Source organism: Escherichia sp. E3659 (assembly GCF_005781135.1).
In the GTDB taxonomy this organism is placed as follows: domain Bacteria; phylum Pseudomonadota; class Gammaproteobacteria; order Enterobacterales; family Enterobacteriaceae; genus Escherichia.
Genome location: NZ_VATQ01000006.1, coordinates 1 through 16,678, shown reverse-complemented (window position 1 = coordinate 16,678; position 16,678 = coordinate 1). Strand labels below are relative to the sequence as shown.

Annotated in this window: 19 protein-coding genes and 1 tRNA gene; 7 read left to right on the top strand and 13 right to left on the bottom strand. The window is 47.8% G+C overall.

Features of this window, described 5'->3' with window-relative positions; translation table 11 throughout:
* Window positions 1-63: 63 nt before the first annotated feature.
* Entirely contained in the window at window positions 64-438 is a 375-nt protein-coding gene (locus FEK47_RS05275; protein WP_130205483.1) for a MysB family protein, read from the top strand.
* Here the strand turns inward: FEK47_RS05275 and FEK47_RS05270 are convergent, their stop codons facing one another.
* The 3 genes from FEK47_RS05270 to mdoG all read right to left on the bottom strand — a co-directional run bounded on the left by FEK47_RS05270 (window position 439) and on the right by mdoG (window position 4,910).
* Window positions 439-666, bottom strand: a complete 228-nt coding sequence (locus FEK47_RS05270) for a YceK/YidQ family lipoprotein (protein ID WP_130205481.1) — start codon at window positions 664-666, stop codon at window positions 439-441.
* A 172-nt stretch (window positions 667-838) separates the two neighbouring features.
* Window positions 839-3,382: a glucans biosynthesis glucosyltransferase MdoH gene (mdoH, locus tag FEK47_RS05265; RefSeq protein WP_135486308.1), complete on the bottom strand. Its 2,544-nt coding sequence runs from the start codon at window positions 3,380-3,382 to the stop codon at window positions 839-841.
* Window positions 3,375-4,910, bottom strand: coding sequence for a glucans biosynthesis protein MdoG (gene mdoG, locus FEK47_RS05260; RefSeq protein WP_130222255.1), 1,536 nt, complete (start codon window positions 4,908-4,910; stop codon window positions 3,375-3,377). The genes mdoH and mdoG overlap by 8 nt, the downstream gene beginning before the upstream one ends.
* 393 nt (window positions 4,911-5,303) lie before the next feature.
* Here mdoG and mdoC point away from each other — a divergent pair, with 393 nt between their 5' ends.
* Window positions 5,304-6,461, top strand: coding sequence for a glucans biosynthesis protein MdoC (gene mdoC, locus FEK47_RS05255; protein ID WP_130258285.1), 1,158 nt, complete (start codon window positions 5,304-5,306; stop codon window positions 6,459-6,461).
* Between the two features lie 7 nt (window positions 6,462-6,468).
* Here the strand turns inward: mdoC and clsC are convergent, their stop codons facing one another.
* The 6 genes from clsC to csgB all read right to left on the bottom strand — a co-directional run bounded on the left by clsC (window position 6,469) and on the right by csgB (window position 10,294).
* Entirely contained in the window at window positions 6,469-7,950 is a 1,482-nt protein-coding gene (clsC, locus tag FEK47_RS05250; RefSeq protein WP_138183132.1) for a cardiolipin synthase ClsC, read from the bottom strand.
* Window positions 7,892-8,425 (bottom strand): O-acetyl-ADP-ribose deacetylase, encoded by a 534-nt coding sequence (gene ymdB / locus FEK47_RS05245; RefSeq protein ID WP_135486309.1) that lies wholly within the window; start codon window positions 8,423-8,425, stop codon window positions 7,892-7,894. Before ymdB ends, clsC begins: the two co-directional genes overlap by 59 nt.
* Before the next feature lie 94 nt (window positions 8,426-8,519).
* A complete protein-coding gene (locus tag FEK47_RS05240; RefSeq protein ID WP_130205471.1) occupies window positions 8,520-8,831 on the bottom strand; it encodes a type 1 fimbrial protein in 312 nt (103 codons plus the stop codon).
* Window positions 8,832-8,948: 117 nt separating this feature from the next.
* Window positions 8,949-9,281, bottom strand: a complete 333-nt coding sequence (csgC, locus tag FEK47_RS05235; protein ID WP_000992819.1) for a curli assembly chaperone CsgC — start codon at window positions 9,279-9,281, stop codon at window positions 8,949-8,951.
* Window positions 9,282-9,339: 58 nt separating this feature from the next.
* Window positions 9,340-9,798 carry a curli major subunit CsgA gene (gene csgA, locus FEK47_RS05230; protein WP_000771421.1) on the bottom strand — a complete coding sequence of 153 codons (459 nt, stop codon included), beginning with the start codon at window positions 9,796-9,798 and terminating at the stop codon, window positions 9,340-9,342.
* A gap of 40 nt (window positions 9,799-9,838) precedes the next feature.
* Window positions 9,839-10,294 carry a curli minor subunit CsgB gene (csgB, locus tag FEK47_RS05225; RefSeq protein ID WP_130215852.1) on the bottom strand — a complete coding sequence of 152 codons (456 nt, stop codon included), beginning with the start codon at window positions 10,292-10,294 and terminating at the stop codon, window positions 9,839-9,841.
* Between the two features lie 757 nt (window positions 10,295-11,051).
* On the opposite strand from csgB, the gene csgD reads away from it, so the two are divergent.
* From csgD to csgG, 4 genes are read left to right on the top strand one after another with little or no spacing between them, the layout of a single operon-like run.
* Window positions 11,052-11,702 carry a biofilm master transcriptional regulator CsgD gene (csgD, locus tag FEK47_RS05220; protein WP_064528493.1) on the top strand — a complete coding sequence of 217 codons (651 nt, stop codon included), beginning with the start codon at window positions 11,052-11,054 and terminating at the stop codon, window positions 11,700-11,702.
* A 4-nt stretch (window positions 11,703-11,706) separates the two neighbouring features.
* On the top strand, window positions 11,707-12,096 hold the full coding sequence (gene csgE / locus FEK47_RS05215; RefSeq protein WP_130205465.1) for a curli production assembly/transport protein CsgE: 390 nt from the start codon (window positions 11,707-11,709) through the stop codon (window positions 12,094-12,096).
* A 22-nt stretch (window positions 12,097-12,118) separates the two neighbouring features.
* Window positions 12,119-12,535, top strand: a complete 417-nt coding sequence (gene csgF, locus FEK47_RS05210; RefSeq protein ID WP_064528489.1) for a curli production assembly/transport protein CsgF — start codon at window positions 12,119-12,121, stop codon at window positions 12,533-12,535.
* Between the two features lie 25 nt (window positions 12,536-12,560).
* The gene (gene csgG, locus FEK47_RS05205; protein WP_130205462.1) at window positions 12,561-13,394 is read left to right on the top strand and encodes a curli production assembly/transport protein CsgG; all 834 of its coding nucleotides are present in this window, start codon (window positions 12,561-12,563) and stop codon (window positions 13,392-13,394) included.
* Window positions 13,395-13,455: 61 nt separating this feature from the next.
* On the opposite strand, the gene FEK47_RS05200 is transcribed toward csgG, so the two are convergent.
* The 4 genes from FEK47_RS05200 to ghrA all read right to left on the bottom strand — a co-directional run bounded on the left by FEK47_RS05200 (window position 13,456) and on the right by ghrA (window position 16,356).
* Window positions 13,456-13,947 carry a DUF1097 domain-containing protein gene (locus tag FEK47_RS05200; protein ID WP_130205460.1) on the bottom strand — a complete coding sequence of 164 codons (492 nt, stop codon included), beginning with the start codon at window positions 13,945-13,947 and terminating at the stop codon, window positions 13,456-13,458.
* Window positions 13,948-14,048: 101 nt separating this feature from the next.
* A complete protein-coding gene (gene ycdY, locus FEK47_RS05195) occupies window positions 14,049-14,603 on the bottom strand; it encodes a molecular chaperone YcdY (protein WP_135486310.1) in 555 nt (184 codons plus the stop codon).
* A 22-nt stretch (window positions 14,604-14,625) separates the two neighbouring features.
* On the bottom strand, window positions 14,626-15,363 hold the full coding sequence (gene ycdX, locus FEK47_RS05190; RefSeq protein WP_130205456.1) for a zinc-binding phosphatase: 738 nt from the start codon (window positions 15,361-15,363) through the stop codon (window positions 14,626-14,628).
* Window positions 15,364-15,417: 54 nt separating this feature from the next.
* Window positions 15,418-16,356 carry a glyoxylate/hydroxypyruvate reductase GhrA gene (gene ghrA / locus FEK47_RS05185; protein WP_135486311.1) on the bottom strand — a complete coding sequence of 313 codons (939 nt, stop codon included), beginning with the start codon at window positions 16,354-16,356 and terminating at the stop codon, window positions 15,418-15,420.
* 233 nt (window positions 16,357-16,589) lie between these two features.
* On the opposite strand from ghrA, the gene FEK47_RS05180 reads away from it, so the two are divergent.
* Window positions 16,590-16,677: transfer RNA gene (locus FEK47_RS05180), tRNA-Ser, on the top strand.
* The last annotated feature ends 1 nt before the right edge of the window (window position 16,678 follow it).

Sequence of the window (16,678 nt, the reverse complement as noted above, 5' to 3'; positions counted from 1 at the left end):
GCAAAAGCGCATAATCAGCTATTCTTTCCCTGAATACATCATCAAATCAAAGGGAGAATCGTGATGACTATGTACGCAACGCTTGAAGAAGCCATTGATGCCGCACGGGAAGAATTTCTTGCTGACAACCCCGGAATCGATGCAGATGAAGCAAATGTGCAACAGTTCAATGTCCAGAAATACATTCTGCAAGATGGCGACATTATGTGGCAGGTTGAGTTTTTTGCTGATGAAGGCGAAGAAGGTGAATGTCTGCCAATGTTCAGCGGTGAAGCTGCACAAAGCGTCTTTGACGGCGATTATGATGAAATTGAAATCCGCCAGGAATGGCAGGATGAAAATACGCTGCATGAATGGGACGAAGGCGAATTTCAGCTTGAGCCGCCTCTGGATACTGAAGAAGGACGCGCTGCCGCCGATGAATGGGATGAGCGTTAATTACTCATATGGCCCATGTTGAATATCAATGGGCAGGAGTAAGGTATCAAAGACGAGGGAGAACGGCAGATCGAGGATCGTAACATAGCGCCATGCGGAGTCACGAACATCCCATTGCACCCCGGGATAATATTGGTTGCCATGCCCCTGCCCCGGTAAAGTGCGGCTAATGATGCTGCCACAGCCACTCAGTAAGGTAACCATGATGCCTACCACAATGAAACGCATTTGATACCTCTTTCCTAAAAAAATACCGGCATTACGCCGGTATTTTTATTGGCTCGTTGTTTTTGCCGGATGTGGCGTGAACGCCTTATCCGACCTACAAAATCTTGCAAACTCAATATATTGCAGGAACGATGTAGGCCAGATAAACGTAGCGCATCAGGCAACTACGTTTTTATTGCGAAGCCGCATCCAGGTTACGCAATGCCTGTGGATTCAGCGTTATCCCTTCATAGTAACTCACCCATGAAGAATATTTCTCCGGAGAGTTCCATACGCGGAAATGCAAACGTGCCATCGTTACCGGATCGCTCAAAAGCACCAGACGACGATCGCGGTTCAGCTTCTCTGGCGTCTCGTTCAGCGCCTGTTCAACGTGGCGGTCACGGGCGATTTCCAGCACCTTACTGGCGCGGTGACGCGCGGTCGCCATTGCCGTTGCCAGAGCGTTAAACGACGGGTTAAATACCGCGTGCATAAAGCCATCGTCGAGAGAACGTTGACGGTTCATCTCAAGGAAACGATCGGTATCTACCAGCACCTGCGGCGGTGAATACTCTTCCGGGATCAGGAACAGTTTCCAGCGTTTAGCACGCAGCCCCACGGTCGCACGACTAGAGATCACCGAAACAAACGGTGACAGGATCAGCGAGAAGACAATCGGCGCCAGCCAGAACAGGAATCTCAGATCCAGCCATGCCATGCCAACCGCCCACACCAGGCCCAGTAACAGTTGCGAACCGTGACGTTTAAACGCTTCTCCCCAGGAAGTGGAGTCATCATCACGTTGCGGTGAATTCCACACCACCTCCCAGCCGAGGAAGGCACTGACCACGAATACCGTATGAAACAGCATGCGCACCGGCGCCAGCAGTACGGAGAACAGCACTTCCAGCAGCAGCGACAAGGTGACGCGCCAGAAGCCACCATACTCTTTAGTCCCTTTGCACCAGATGAGCAAAATACTCAACAATTTTGGCAGGAACAGCAGCACCATTGTTGAGGCAAACAGTGCAATCGCCAGTTCAGGACGCCATTGCGGCCACACAGGAAACAACTGCCGTGGTTGCAGGAAGTATTGCGGTTCGGTCAACGCATGCACTACCTGTAATGCGGTCGAGAGCGCGAGGAACATAAACCACAGCGGCGCAGAGAGATAAGACATTACCCCCGTCAGGAACACCGCACGGTGTACCGGATGCATCCCTTTGACCAGGAACAGGCGGAAGTTCATCAGGTTGCCGTGACACCAGCGACGGTCACGCTTTAGCTCGTCCAGCAAGTTTGGTGGCAACTCTTCATAAGAGCCTGGGAGATCGTACGCAATCCATACTCCCCAGCCTGCACGGCGCATCAGTGCCGCTTCTACAAAGTCGTGCGACAGGATTGAACCAGCAAAAGAGCCTTCACCCGGCAACGGCGCCAGCGCGCAGTGCTCGATAAAGGGTTTCACGCGGATAATCGCGTTATGCCCCCAATAGTGCGACTCGCCAAGTTGCCAGAAGTGCAGACCGGCAGTGAACAATGGCCCATAAACACGGGTCGCAAACTGCTGGCAGCGCGCGTATAGCGTATCCATACCAGATGCTTTCGGCGAAGACTGGATAATCCCGGCGTTCGGGTTGGCTTCCATCAGGCGCACCAGGCCGCACAAGCAATCACCGGTCATCACTGAATCGGCATCCAGCACTACCATGTAGCTGTACTGACTGCCCCAGCGACGGCAGAAGTCATCGATATTACCGCTTTTACGCTTTACACGACGGCGGCGGCGGCGATAGAAAATCTGCCCTTCGCCGCCGACTTCAGCGATAAGCTCCATCCAGGCTTTTTGCTCTGCGACGCAGATATCCGGGTTGTAACTATCACTCAGAATGTAGACATCAAAGTGTTTAGCATTGCCGGTGGCTTTTACCGATTCCCACGTTGCGCGCAAGCCTGCAAAGACGCGATTCACGTCTTCATTACAGATGGGCATGATCAATGCAGTACGATGCTCCGGGTTTAGCGGTTCATCGCCAACGGTCGACGCAGAAATACTGTATTTATCGCGACCAATGAGCAGTTGCAGGAACCCCATCAACGCGGTCCAGAAACCGGCAGACACCCAGCAGAAAAGAACAGCAAAGAGGATCAGAATGCCGGTTTGCAGCATATAAGGCAGGAGCTGCATAAAGGAAACCCACAGATCCTGATCGACCATATCAACCGGATTAATAAACGCCCACCCCTGGTACGGAAGAATCGTCTTCATGTACCAGGTGGCGACAACGGTTTGCGCCAGTGTCAGGATAAGCAGGATATAACGACGGATTGTCCCGACGGTACGCCATTTTTGCTCGCTTTCCTGTTCTTCTTTGGTCAACCGAGCCAGATAGCGCGGTGTCACATCGCGCCCGCGCAGACGATCCCAGAATCGCCCTACCGGGTTAGTTCGCCACGGGTCGGGAAACATAGAGGAACGTTTTGCTTTCGGCATGGCCTGCAGCTGATCGCGTCCTTCGTCGTCTTTAATTAACTGCCCATCAGCCAGTGAATCCGGCCAGGCTTGTTCAAGACGCGCCTTCACCGACCCTTGCGGAGAGTCATCCTCCCGCGCCCAGGTGCGGTGTTCGGCATCCAGCGCCTGATGAACGGCGCGGATATCGGTCTTCGGCAATGCCGCTTTCTCACTGGCGGAGATGGGCATTGCGTCAATGTACTCAGTTGTTTTATTCATTGGCAGGTAACTGGTAGCTCCAGGTTTCACTCAACGTCTGATCGGCATTCACCAGCGCAGCACGCATTTCAGTGGTTTTCTTGGCATCTTTCACTTTCACGCGCATTACCAGACGCCAGCCTTTGGTGACCGGGTTATAACGCACTGTACTCTCTACAATCTCACCATTATCGCCAATACTGGTTTGTGCGGTGACTGGCGTATCCGCTGGCAGTTTTTTCATTTCTGCACCAGTAAAATCGACCACAAAGGCGATAGTACCGTCAGGTTGACGAATCAGGTTTGATTGTTTCACATCCCCCGTTGAACGACGCGTCTGCTGTACCCAGGCGTTATCTGGCGCATGCAATTTGTCTTCGTCCCGGCTGAAGGTGATGGTGTATTTAAAGTTCATCTCTTTACCCGGTTCCGGCAGCTGGTCCGGCGTCCAGTAAGCGACGATGTTATCGTTAGTTTCATCGTTGGTCGGGATTTCTACCAACTCAACGCTACCTTTACCCCACTCCCCTTTCGGTGTTACCCAGGCGCTTGGACGCAGATCGTAACGGTCGTCGAGATCTTCAAAACGAGAGAAGTTTCGGCCACGCTGTAACAGACCAAACCCTTGCGGATTCTCCATAGAGAAGCTGCTAACTGCCAGATGTTTCGGGTTATTCAGCGGACGCCAGATCCACTCGCCGTTACCGGCATGGATAGACAAGCCGTTTGAGTCGTGCAATTCCGGACGATAGTTATTCGCCGGAGACGGCTGGTTCGGTCCGAACAGGAACATACTGGTTAGCGGCGCAACACCCAGTTTGCCGACTTTGTCGCGCAGATAAATTTTAGACTGCACATCAACAACCGTGTCACGCCCTGGCATAACCACAAACTTGTAAGCGCCTGTCGCTCGCGGTGAGTCAAGCAATGCATAAATGGTTAAACGTTTATCAGTCGGTTTTGGACGCTCGATCCAAAACTCTTTAAAGCGCGGAAATTCTTCACCGGATGGCAACGCGGTATCAATTGCCAGGCCGCGGGCAGAAAGGCCATAAACCTGACCTGCACCAATCACGCGGAAATAGCTGGCCCCGAGCATGCTGACGATTTCATCGTTTTTATCTTTGCTGTTGATCGGGTAAAGCACTTTAAAACCGGCAAAACCAAGGTCTTTTACCGTGTCTTTGTCATGCTGAACATCGCCGAATGTAAAATAATCCGGACTGTATTTGATTCTTTTTACTGCCGTTGCAGTAACTTCATTGATTTTGACCGGTGTGTCGAAGTACATACCCTGATGGTAGAACTCGAGCTTGAATGGGGTCTTCAGATTGTTCCAGTAAGCTTTGTCATGATTAAACTGGATCTGCTGATAATCCGCGTATTTCATGTCGCGGAAAACGGAGGGCAAGTTGCTTTTAGGCGTCTCATAGCCTTTTCCGGCTAAGGATTGAGCTTGCTTTGCAACATCGTCAATGCTGAACGCCCAGCTTGAAGAGGTATACAGGGTTAACATTACTGCAGCACTCAACCAACGCATTTTCATCATTTGTAGTTTATGTTTCATAATAAGTAAGCACTTCCCCCTTTGTGTGCTTATATCGATCCGATCTATTTTAATGGATAACCAGCCATTACGACAACAGAATCCCGGTGTTATTCAGCATGCTGGCTCATGGATTAAGCACTTGATTGCGGCCGTTTTCACTTTCCGTGCTTCTCCTAAAGACAGAAGCAGCGAGTTCGTGTAGGGTTTGCCAGCAAATTTATTTATCAACAGTCTTACAGACGCTTCCATTTTGGTTAGTGGTAGTGACTATGCCGCGCAAAAACACCCGTGAAGCCTGTGCCAGATGCGGTCAGGTCGATGTTGTTATGGCAAAAGCCTAAAGGCAATACCCGGCAGGGATAAGACGAAAAATCCGAGATTAGTTAATCATATATGAATCCAGTACCCGCGCAGCGTGAATATTTCCTCGACTCCATCCGCGCCTGGTTGATGTTGTTAGGGATCCCTTTTCATATTTCTTTAATCTATTCAAGCCACACCTGGCATGTGAATAGCGCAGAACCATCCTGGTGGCTGACACTTTTTAACGATTTCATCCACTCGTTCCGCATGCAGGTATTTTTCGTTATTTCTGGTTATTTTTCCTACATGCTTTTTTTGCGCTACCCATTGAAAAAATGGTGGAAAGTTCGCGTCGAACGCGTGGGGATCCCGATGTTAACGGCCATTCCTCTGCTGACCTTGCCGCAATTCATTATGCTGCAGTATGTCAAAGGCAAAGCAGAAAGCTGGCCTGGCCTGTCATTATATGACAAATATAATACACTGGCCTGGGAATTAATTTCGCACCTGTGGTTTTTACTGGTATTGGTGGTCATGACGACACTTTGCATATGGATATTTAAGCGCATAAAAGATAATTTAGATAATTCCGAAAACAAAAATAAAAAATTCTCAATGGCTAAACTATCGGTGATCTTCTTATGCCTCGGCATCGGCTATGCGGCAATAAGAAGAACGCTCTTTATCGTTTATCCGCCTATTTTAAGCGATGGCATGTTCAATTTTATTTTCATGCAGACGCTGTTTTATATGCCGTTTTTTATCCTTGGTGCATTAGCTTTTATTTTCCCTAATCTTAAAGCCTTGTTTACCACACCTTCTCGTGGTTGCACACTCGCTGCAGCAATGGCATTTGTCGCATATTTGCTCAATCAACGTTACGGTAGCGGCGATGCCTGGATGTATGAAACCGAGTCGGTGATCACGATGGTACTCGGCTTGTGGATGGTGAATGTGGTTTTCTCCTTTGGTCACCGTTTACTCAATTTTCAGTCGGCGCGGGTGACCTATTTTGTAAACGCATCGCTGTTTATCTACCTGGTTCACCACCCGTTAACGCTGTTTTTCGGCGCATACATCACCCCGCATATCACCTCAAATTGGCTTGGTTTTCTCTGCGGCCTGATATTTGTGATAGGGATTGCGATAATTCTGTATGAAATTCATTTACGCATTCCGTTGTTGAAGTTTTTGTTCTCCGGAAAACCGGCCATTAAGCGCGAGAATGATAAAGCGCCAGCCCGCTGAGCCACGCTTACAATAACCATTCAACGGGTAATATTGACGCCAGTCTGACCAAAACCCGCTTCCAGACACTGGTTGCGGGTTCTTTTTTGAGAATAATTTCTTCCTTCCCGTGGCGATCGACCCAGTTAATCCGCCCCCACCGATCCAAACGCAACTGCCAGGCCGCATCATACTGACTCTGAATAAAGCGTTTATCGATCAGTTGCGCCAGCGTTTTGCTCTCTATTACCAGGCCCATTTCAGTGTTGAGCAATGTTGAGCGCGGGTCGAAATTGAATGAACCAATAAATACGGTTTTGCCATCGACACTGAAGGTCTTGGCATGCAGACTGGCACCGGAATTCCCGGTTATTCCGCGGTCGTGCAGTATACCGGGTTGTTCCTGCGTCGGCTTCAGTTCATAGAGTTCCACGCCATAACGGAGCAATTTTTTGCGCCAGCGTGCGTAGCCAGCATGCACCACAGCGACATCATTGGCAGCAAGTGAGTTGGTTAAGATTGCTATCTTTACCCCTTTTCTTACCATCCGTAACAGTTGCGCTACACCTGCACGCGTCGGCACAAAATAGGAAGAGATAATATCAATCCGCTCGCCGGGTGACCCCATGATATCGAACAGACGCTGCGGCAGAAGGGAATGGCGTTTTGCTTTGCCCTCCCCTTTCGCAGGATCATCACTTAATAAACGCGTTTTTGCCCAAATAAGCGGTAACGACCCCTCAACGAGTTGATTCATAAAAGGGCTTGATTCCAGTTTATGCAAATAGCGATGCGTGATGCTGTCATTATGCCAGGATGCGGGTAGCTCAATACGATCCGCCATTTCACCTTCTGGCACATCCAGAACATGCTGCAAGGGTGAAACTGATTTGCAATACCAGTAGCGGGCGAAATCATCAGCGACGTCCTCAACAACCGGCCCCATTGCCATCACATCTAAATCTGAAAAAAGCGGTTCTTCTCCTGCTCCAAAATATGCATCGCCGATGTTTCTCCCCCCCACCAGAGTCACCACGCCATCGACGGTAAAACTCTTATTGTGCATACGTCGATTGAGACGGGAAAAATCGGTGATATAGCCAAGCGGACGCAATAAGCGAAATGAGAAAGGATTGAAAAGTCGAACTTCAATCCGCGGATGACTATCGAGCAAGCGTAAAATGTCATCAAGTCCGGGTGTATTGTTGTCATCAAGCAACAAACGAACGCGAACGCCACGCTTCGCGGCGGCTAACAGAGCGGAAAACAGTAACCGCCCCGACATATCGTCCTGCCAGATGTAATACTGAACATCCAGCGTATGTTCCGCCATTTCTGCCAGGCGATAACGTGCGGCAAACGCATCCAGACCTTTATCAAGGGGGAAAATGCCGCACAGTCCTGGATGTTGCGAACACAAGGGCAACACCGCGCTCGCCAGCCGTGGCAAATCATTCATCTCCTTGTTGGGTAAGGAGTCTTTCGTAGAGATGGGTGTTTTCTTCATCATAACAGACAAAGTATACCTGCTCGGGTAAAGCGTGACGGGTAATAAATTCCGAAACGGTTTTTACTGCTATTTCAGCCGCTGCAGCGCGTGGGTATCCATAAACACCAGTACTAATGGCAGGGAAAGCTACCGATGTATAACTGTTCGCCGCCACCAGTCGCAGACTATTGAGATATGCATCCTGCAATAGCTGATCTTCATTTTGTTCTCCGCCGCGCCACACTGGTCCAACAGTATGTACAACAGCTTTGGCGGGGAGATCGCCTGCGAGGGTAATTACTGCGTGTCCCGTAGGGCAATCGCCCTGTTGTTGTCTGACTTTTAAACAGGCATCCAGCAGCGCCGGACCGGCAGCGCGATGTATAGCGCCATCGACGCCGCCTCCCCCCATCAACGATGGATTTGCCGCATTAACAATCACATCAACGGCCAGTTTGGTAATATCGCCCTGTACAACATGAATACGCGATTTCATAACGCCTCCTTACACCATCTTGTTTCTTAAGTGTACAGCAGGGTTTTTAGAGAAATCGCATTTTTCTTGTCAGCGACGTGAGTGATTCAGAAACTTAGTTATATTCGATATTCATCACAGCCAGTTTTTTCTGCTCATCAAGATACTGCACTTTTACTGAGGCAATTTGCGCATTTTTGACTTTGCCGCTCATTAGCTCTTTGCTGGAATACGTTTTGCTCTGTACAGGACCATTTTGCATACAGGTCATTTCAACTGGCGCTTGTAGGGAGCTCACGTCACACGCCGGTTCCACGATTTGACCATAAAAATGAATCACGCCACCTTGCGCATTGCTTTCCGCTGTTGCAAAGAAAGGAAAAACCAGGCTGCCAAGCATAAGGGAGTTTAATAACGGTCTGAACATCTCTTCTATTTCCTCAATGATTAATCATCCTTGAGGGTGTGTTATCCATGCTTTCAGGTGGTCGATTCGTATCAGACCATTCTCTTCCGGCTCATTTTATGCTCAACTATCAATACATTAAGACTTTCCTGAAGAGGGCGGCCATTGTTGTGATAAATGAAGTGACTGTCCATCAGAAACAGTAACAACTATTTTCACCCGATCGTCCGGGGAAATATTTAAACTCAACTTCGTCAAGGCAATGGGTTGATTAGCGGGTAATGAAAGGGTCTTTTCTTGCTTCGTCTGACTTTGTCCCGAACTGCCTTCACGCAGAGATAATATTTGCACCCGGCACAAGCATGATTGCGTCAGAGTAACCTCAGGAATAATGGTGTACATGTCACCTTGTTGGGTTGTATTAAAGGTTATCTGGCTGGAAAGCGCCGCGAGAAGTAATAACGCGTTCATACTATTCTCCCGAAAAAAAACAGGGCTTGCGCCCTGTTTCTGTAATACAAATTCTGTATTAGTACTGATGAGCGGTCGCGTTGTTACCAAAGCCAACCTGAGTTACGTTGACACTGGAGTTAGATGCAGTCTGGTCAACTGCTGCACCGTTGCCGCCACCGAACTGTTTAACAGTCATTTCAGAGTTTTTACCGTTCCACTGATCCAGTGTCGCGCTGTTACCAAAGCCACGTTGGGTCAGTTCAATTGAGCTGTCATCAGAACCTTGTCCCACATCTGCGCCGTTACCACCGCCGTGCTGGGTAATTGTCAGATCAGAGTTGCGGGCATCAGCCTGCAATGCAACAGCAGAGTTACCGCCACCGTATTGGTAAATATTCAGTTCTGAATTCGGGCCGCTGTTATTACCGCCACCACCGTGGTTGCCGCCGCCACCGCCGTACTGAGGAATAGAACCTGCCAGAGCGCTACCGGAGAATACGATTGCTGCAATTGCTGCTACTTTTAAAAGTTTCATGTAAAACCCCCATCGGATTGATTTAAAAGTCGAATGGAAATTAACGCTGTGTTACGCGAATAGCCATTTGCGACTGTCTCTGCACTACAATTGCCGTTTTTTGAGTACCATGCTGCGTAATATTTGCTTTATTACCAGAACCTTTCTGGATAATCATTGCAGTATTACCATATGCGCCCTGCGAAATACTGGCATCGTTGGCATTGCCCGCCTGATCAATATACGCAAGGTTATAATCTCCTGTCTGGTCAATCTTTGCCCGGTTGTTATTACCATCTTGCGAAACAACCGACAAAAGTTTAGAGCCTCCCTGCCGTAACTGTGCACTATTATTAGCACCAGCTTGACCAATTATGGCTGCCTGATTAAATGAAGACTTACTCAATTCATTTACCGCAAAGTTATACTCTGAATTAGCTAAATCATAACCTGCCGCGGCTGCAATCCCAGGCGCACCCAGTACTGTTAACATCATAAATAACAATCTGTTTTTCATGTTGTCACCCTGGACCTGGTCGTACATTTAAGAAATTTAAATCATTTCAACTTGGTTGTTAACGCAAACCGTTTTTTGTTAACGCTGCGTTACGATGGAAAGTATGTCTGCGGAAATATTTTTAATAACTCACCCGCGCGTTGTATTTTTCTTTTTTTACTCATGCCAAAGTATTAAAACTCGCGTAAATACGCTGTTATTTACGCAAAAATTATTTTGTTTACTTTTAAACCGTCGTTTTTTGGCCGCGAAAATTCGACAAACTATCTCTCCTCATGATTCACGAAGATTCTGTCGATATGTTTACCTGACAAGCCGTCACAAACATCGTTTTTTTGCAGCCAAAAATTGTCCATGAAGAGAATCTGAAAATGCAGACAATTTTAGCGCAACAAAAGGACCAGAGATAAATAAATTTTATAAAAACAATCATGTAGTTACGCGTATTTGTATGACTTTTCAAAATTGTGCAATAAAAGCCATATGTACAACTTTTCTATCATTAGCAAACTTAACAATCCCTTAATGTTAACAAATTTAATTACCAGATTACATTTTGTTACATGTTTAACACTTGATTTAAGATTTGTAATGGCTAGATTGAAATCAGATGTAATCCATTAGTTTTATTTTTTACCCATTTAGGGTTGATTTATTACTACACACAGCAGTGCAACATCTGTCAGTACTTCTGGTGCCTTTATTGAATAAAGGCAGCTGTCAGGTGTGCGATTAATAAAAAGAGCGGGGTTTCATCATGTTTAATGAAGTCCATAGTATTCATGGTCATACATTACTGTTAATCACTAAACCTTCCTTGCAAGCGACTGCGTTATTGCAGCATTTAAAACAATCGCTGGCAATCACAGGAAAACTACATAACATTCAACGTTCTCTGGACGATATATCTTCTGGCTGCATTATTCTGTTGGATATGATGGAAGCAGATAAAAAACTCATCCATTACTGGCAGGATACATTAAGCAGAAAACACAACAACATCAAAACACTGTTGTTAAATACTCCAGACGATTACCCGTACCGCGACATTGAAAACTGGCCTCATATCAACGGTGTTTTTTACGCCCTGGAGGATCAAGAACGCGTCATCAATGGGTTGCAAGGCGTCTTACGCGGGGAATGCTACTTTACGCAAAAACTTGCCAGCTATCTGATTACACATTCAGGTAACTATCGTTATAACAGCACGGAATCTGCCCTCCTTACTCATAGGGAAAAAGAGATCCTTAATAAACTGCGTATCGGCGCCTCCAATAACGAGATTGCTCGTTCGCTGTTCATCAGCGAAAATACGGTTAAAACGCATCTTTATAATCTTTTCAAGAAGATAGCAGTCAAAAACCGGACTCAAGCAGTCTCATGGGCAAACGATAACCTCAGGCGATAAAGCCATGAAACGTTATTTATGCTGGATTGTAGCAGCGAATATTTTCTTCGCTGCGGGGAATGTTCACGCCGTAGAGGTAGAAGTACCGGGATTGTTAACTGACCATACTGTTTCATCCATTGGACACGATTTTTATCGTGCCTTTAGTGATAAATGGGAAAGTAGCTATACCGGGAACTTGACGATTAATGAAAGGCCCAGTGCACGATGGGGAAGCTGGATCACCATAACGGTAAATCAGGACGTTATTTTCCAGACTTTTTTATTCCCATTGAAAAGAGACTTCGAGAAAACTGTTGTCTTTGCACTGGCACAAACTGAAGAAGCACTGAACCGTCGACAGATTAGTCAGGCTTTACTGAGTACGGGCGATTTAGCGCCTGATGAATTTTAAATTAAATTGTCCGGAGGCTGCAATGCGTGTCAAACATGCAGTAATTCTACTCATGCTAATTTCGCCAATAAGTTGGGCCGGGAATATGACCTTCCAGTTCCGCAATCCTAATTTTGGTGGCAACCCCAATAATGGCGCTTTTTTACTAAACAGCGCCCAGGCACAGAACTCGTATAAAGATCCAAGCTATGATGATGACTTTGGTATTGAAACGCCCTCGGCGTTAGATAACTTCACCCAGGCCATTCAGTCACAAATATTAGGTGGGCTGCTGACAAATATTAATACGGGTCAGCCAGGACGAATGGTGACTAACGAATATATCGTCGATATTGCCAACCGGGATGGTCAGCTGCAACTGAACGTAACCGATCGTAAAACGGGTCAAACGTCCACGATTCAGGTTTCGGGATTACAAAATAACTCAACCGATTTTTAAGCCCCAGCTTTGTAAGGAAAATAATATGCAGCGCTTATTTGTTTTGGTTGCAGTCATGTTGCTGAGTGGATGCTTAACAGCACCACCAAAAGAAGCCGCCAAGCCGACATTAATGCCTCGAGCTCAAAGCTACAAAGATTTAACCCATTTGCCTTCGCCAACGGGCAAAATCTTTGTCTCGGTATACAACATCCAGGATGAAACTGGACAATTTAAACCCTATCCGGCGAGTAACTTCTCCACCGCAGTTCCGCAAAGCGCGACCGCCATGTTGGTCACCGCATTGAAAGATTCGCGTTGGTTTGTACCACTGGAGCGTCAGGGCCTACAAAACTTACTGAACGAACGTAAGATTATTCGTGCGGCACAAGAAAACGGCACCGTTGCGCTCAATAACCGGATCCCGCTACAGTCGCTGACGGCAGCCAATATCATGGTTGAAGGGTCGATTATTGGTTATGAAAGTAATGTGAAATCGGGCGGTGCCGGGGCGAGATACTTCGGTATTGGCGCCGATACGCAGTACCAACTTGACCAAATCGCGGTGAACTTGCGTGTCGTTAATGTCAGCACCGGTGAAATCCTGTCATCAGTGAACACCAGTAAGACCATTCTTTCCTATGAAGTCCAGGCCGGCGTCTTCCGCTTTATCGACTACCAGCGGTTACTGGAAGGGGAAGTAGGATATACCTCGAACGAACCCGTTATGCTATGCCTGATGTCGGCGATTGAAACCGGTGTTATCTTCCTGATTAATGATGGTATCGACCGCGGTCTGTGGGATTTGCAGAATAAAGCAGATCTGCAGAATGACATTCTGGTGAAATACCGCCATCTGTCAGTACCGCCGGAATCCTGATCCATAAAAATGCCGGAGTATTAATCCGGCTTTTACATATTCAATATAAAGCGTGATTCTCTCACGCTTTATTTTTTACTTGTTGCTCATGGTTAGCGGTCTTAGCACTGCGCGCCGCCAACCAAAGCCCACTGTTTTTCATCGCGTAACCAAACACCAGCCCAAGCGCCAGAGATGGCAATACCAGTTTCCAGTTTCCCTGCGCGGCAAACGTCGCACACGCACCGATAAATGTACCCGGAACAAATGACAGCAATAGCTGTTTGGCCTGAATACACATCAGGAAAGCGACAATGCCAGTCATGACATAGCCAACTATTTCCAGATGGGGTGCCAGCGCACTACCGTAAATAATGACCATTGCCCACACCACACCGCTAAGCAGCGTTGCAGCGGAGATCGCCAACCCTTTCAGGCCGCCTTGCGGACAGGCAAAGTAGGCCGTGCAGCCAAGGAAACCCGCCCAGCTGAGTAAACCAAGGGAAACGGCCACCCATCCCCAGATACCGGAGAGAATGCCCGTTGTGATTGCAATAGAGAGAAGTATGTTCATGCCGCGAATGATAGCAGAAAATGCGGCCATGAATGAGATCGAGCACACATTTTATGCAACGTAGAGTTTGATGTTGCATTCATTAGTGATCACGATCACGCTTATTCTTCTTTTTCTTCCTCAAGTTCATCCCACATTGCGCCGATAGCATCGCGGGTCAGTGGTGCCATAGTGCGCCAGAACGGCGTGGTTGCATGGGCCTCAATTTTACCGAGAAATGCGCCACACCACGGCAACAGATACTCGCTGAACAACGTTTCCAGTGCTTCGCTTTCATCTTCCGTTGACTGATCTTCCAGCCAGGAAGCCGCAAGCAGTAACGTGCCGATGTGATCGCCTGGCGTATCTGCTAACGGCATCCCGCGTTCTGAAAGAAAAGCACGCACTTCCGCTTCCGTCGCGCCCTCAACCCAGGCACTGCGGTAAGGCGGTACTGCACATTCATCGCCGATAAACAGCGCATTGTAATCGGCAGATACTTGCGCCATATCACAACTTTTCTGCAAGCGTGCCAGCAACTCATCCTGCTCCAGAGGCCAGCTCGCCGCCAATTTTCCCTCACGAATCAGGGTAAACAGCGGAACCAGTAAAGGGTCCTGCGGTTGGCGGTAATAAAGTGACCCCAGTACACGACACAGGATAGAAAACTCGTTCATTTATTTATTTCCATAAAAGCAATTAAAGTTCAGCAAATTCCGCAATCGGCGCCATACCGCGGGATTCCAGGAAGTTGAGTAAACGGCGCGGTGAAACATTCAAAATGCGTTCTTCTGGAAAATCAACCGCGTCAAGAATTTTACGACACTCTTCAAAATCCCCCATAGTAAACGCGGTATGAGAATCCGAGCCTAATGCCACCCAACCGCCAGCATCGCGCACCGCAGCGGCAACTGCACGGCAGTTATCTTCACTGCCTTTGCGCGAGTGTAAGAAGGACGAATTATTGATTTCCAGCGCGACCTGGTGTTTCGCGGCTGCTTCCGCAACTGCTTTGAAATCAATGGAATATTTCGGATTGCCCGGATGGCTTATTATGTGCACATTGCCGCTGGCGATAGTCGCGATCATCGCTTGCGTATTGGTCGCTTCATCATGTGGTGCAAAAACCGGTTCATGAAAACCAGCAATGATTAAATCCAGCGACTCAAACATTTTGCCGCTACAGTCAATTTCACCATCAACATTTTTAATGTTGGCTTCAATGCCGCGCAGGATCCCTACCCCATCAACCACTCGTGGCCAAATACGCATATTAATGAAATGCCAGTGATGCGGCGCATCTTCCATATCCGGGCCGTGATCGGTAATTGCAAAAAGCTTGATTCCCTTCTGTTTAGCCTGGGCAATGTAGTCACTTAATGTGCTGTATGCATGCGTGCTGGCAACGGTATGCATATGTAGGTCGACGGGATACATAACTCTCTCCTGTATTCAATTCTTGCCAAGGATAGCAGGAATCCTGGCGCTTTATTAGTAGCCTCGAACTCGGTCGACTTGCCCGCTGACGGCCTCACCTCTTTCTAGCTGGGAAATGGTGCGCGAAATATACTCCACTGCTTCGACGGGGCGAGTAATAGCTGCCACATGTGGCGTTATCGTGACGCGTGGATGTTGCCAGAGTGGGCTTTCCGGCGGTAAAGGTTCACGATTAAAAACATCCAGCATGGCTCCTTTAATCTTGCCACTTTCCAGCGCCGCGAGCAGGTCATCTTCCACCACATGGACGCCACGCGCCAGATTAAGAAGATACGCGCCATCCGGTAATTGATTGAATAATTGTTGATTAATAATGCCAACCGTTTCGGGCGTATTCGGTAACAGATTAATCAGTACCCGGCATTGACTCAGAAATGCCTTCAGCTCCTCGCTTCCAGCAAAGCTTTGTACATCTGGCCAGGATTTACGACTGCGACTCCAGCAACGCAGCGGAAAGCGCCATGTTTGTAGACTCTGTGCGACTTTACCGCCCAACACGCCAGCGCCCAGGATACCAATTGTAAAATCTTCCCGATGATATTCAGGCAGCGGTTGCCAGTGCGAAGCCGTTTGCTGGATTCGATAATCGTCAAAACGTCGGAACCAATGTAGCACCTGGCTAACAGCATATTCCTGCATTTGCTCGCCCATACCGGTATCTTCCAGGCGGAAAAGCGGAATGGAGGGTTTAAGCATTTCAGGGTGTGCCTGTAGTTTACTCAATATAGAATCCACTCCGGCACCTAGTGCAAACACTGCTTTAAGATCGCGTCCTGCCAGCATTTCAACTGGAGGATGCCAGACTAACGCATAATCCGCGCCCTGGTTATCTCCGTTTTTCCAGGCTCTGACCCTGGCATGAGGTATCGCTTTACTCAGCGCCTCAATCCACCATTTTGAGTCAAAGGTTGGGTGATAAAAGATGATATCCATATTGGCTCCCGAAAAGAGTTGAGCGGAATTTATTCGCGCTTATTGTTATGATCTGCAAGGAACATCAGAATAGCAAATCTGCTGTCGGTGGCAAAAAAAGCAAAACTTGCTTATTTAAGCCACAAATTGATTGAAGTTTGAATAAACGCACTTTTTTTTAAAAAAGTTTGTTGACCCGAGGCGACTATTTCCCTAAATTAGCGCCCGTTCCAGCAAGACAGGAACAACAATTTGGTGAGGTGTCCGAGTGGCTGAAGGAGCACGCCTGGAAAGTGTGTATACGGCAACGTATCCGGGGTTCGAATCCCCGCCTCACCGCCAT

What these genes read in the sequence shown, in the direction of transcription:
- FEK47_RS05275 (WP_130205483.1), top strand. Translation starts at nt 64, where the DNA reads ATGACTATGTACGCAACGCTTGAAGAAGCCATTGATGCCGCACGGGAA.
- FEK47_RS05270 (WP_130205481.1), bottom strand. Translation starts at nt 666, where the DNA reads ATGCGTTTCATTGTGGTAGGCATCATGGTTACCTTACTGAGTGGCTGT.
- mdoH (WP_135486308.1), bottom strand. Translation starts at nt 3,382, where the DNA reads ATGAATAAAACAACTGAGTACATTGACGCAATGCCCATCTCCGCCAGT.
- mdoG (WP_130222255.1), bottom strand. Translation starts at nt 4,910, where the DNA reads ATGATGAAAATGCGTTGGTTGAGTGCTGCAGTAATGTTAACCCTGTAT.
- mdoC (WP_130258285.1), top strand. Translation starts at nt 5,304, where the DNA reads ATGAATCCAGTACCCGCGCAGCGTGAATATTTCCTCGACTCCATCCGC.
- clsC (WP_138183132.1), bottom strand. Translation starts at nt 7,950, where the DNA reads ATGATGAAGAAAACACCCATCTCTACGAAAGACTCCTTACCCAACAAG.
- ymdB (WP_135486309.1), bottom strand. Translation starts at nt 8,425, where the DNA reads ATGAAATCGCGTATTCATGTTGTACAGGGCGATATTACCAAACTGGCC.
- FEK47_RS05240 (WP_130205471.1), bottom strand. Translation starts at nt 8,831, where the DNA reads ATGTTCAGACCGTTATTAAACTCCCTTATGCTTGGCAGCCTGGTTTTT.
- csgC (WP_000992819.1), bottom strand. Translation starts at nt 9,281, where the DNA reads ATGAACGCGTTATTACTTCTCGCGGCGCTTTCCAGCCAGATAACCTTT.
- csgA (WP_000771421.1), bottom strand. Translation starts at nt 9,798, where the DNA reads ATGAAACTTTTAAAAGTAGCAGCAATTGCAGCAATCGTATTCTCCGGT.
- csgB (WP_130215852.1), bottom strand. Translation starts at nt 10,294, where the DNA reads ATGAAAAACAGATTGTTATTTATGATGTTAACAGTACTGGGTGCGCCT.
- csgD (WP_064528493.1), top strand. Translation starts at nt 11,052, where the DNA reads ATGTTTAATGAAGTCCATAGTATTCATGGTCATACATTACTGTTAATC.
- csgE (WP_130205465.1), top strand. Translation starts at nt 11,707, where the DNA reads ATGAAACGTTATTTATGCTGGATTGTAGCAGCGAATATTTTCTTCGCT.
- csgF (WP_064528489.1), top strand. Translation starts at nt 12,119, where the DNA reads ATGCGTGTCAAACATGCAGTAATTCTACTCATGCTAATTTCGCCAATA.
- csgG (WP_130205462.1), top strand. Translation starts at nt 12,561, where the DNA reads ATGCAGCGCTTATTTGTTTTGGTTGCAGTCATGTTGCTGAGTGGATGC.
- FEK47_RS05200 (WP_130205460.1), bottom strand. Translation starts at nt 13,947, where the DNA reads ATGAACATACTTCTCTCTATTGCAATCACAACGGGCATTCTCTCCGGT.
- ycdY (WP_135486310.1), bottom strand. Translation starts at nt 14,603, where the DNA reads ATGAACGAGTTTTCTATCCTGTGTCGTGTACTGGGGTCACTTTATTAC.
- ycdX (WP_130205456.1), bottom strand. Translation starts at nt 15,363, where the DNA reads ATGTATCCCGTCGACCTACATATGCATACCGTTGCCAGCACGCATGCA.
- ghrA (WP_135486311.1), bottom strand. Translation starts at nt 16,356, where the DNA reads ATGGATATCATCTTTTATCACCCAACCTTTGACTCAAAATGGTGGATT.